This is a genomic window from Arthrobacter sp. Y3225116, assembly GCF_059091245.1.
On sequence record NZ_JBNHGL010000577.1, the window covers coordinates 1 to 378 of the forward strand.

Sequence of the window (378 nt, forward strand, 5' to 3'; positions counted from 1 at the left end):
GGCCGGTGCCGGGCACACCGGTTCCCTTGAACCTGCGTGCCCGGCACCTTGCCGGCAAGGATTCTCGCCCGTCGACCCGGCCCCGCCGCCCCGTGGGAGGAATGGTAGGGCTAAGGCCAAGCTTCGAGCATCTTGCCCTTGTTCTTGCCGGACTCGTCAGTGGAAGAAGTGGCGCGCCCCGGTGAAGTACATGGTGATGCCGGCCGCGTCGGCCGCTGCCACGACTTCTTCGTCCCGGACAGAACCGCCGGGCTGCACTACCGCGCGGACGCCGGCATCGAGGAGGATCTGCAGGCCGTCGGCGAACGGGAAGAACGCATCCGATGCCGCCACGGCGCCGCGGGCTCGCTCGGGCGCCCCGGAGCCCTGCACATTGGC

The 378-nt window shown here is 70.1% G+C and carries 1 pseudogene; it reads right to left on the minus strand.

What is annotated here, in order from left to right:
- Nucleotides 1-156: 156 nt before the first annotated feature.
- Nucleotides 157-378: pseudogene (gene purH, locus AC5RV2_RS19040) on the minus strand (bifunctional phosphoribosylaminoimidazolecarboxamide formyltransferase/IMP cyclohydrolase); the annotation flags it as partial.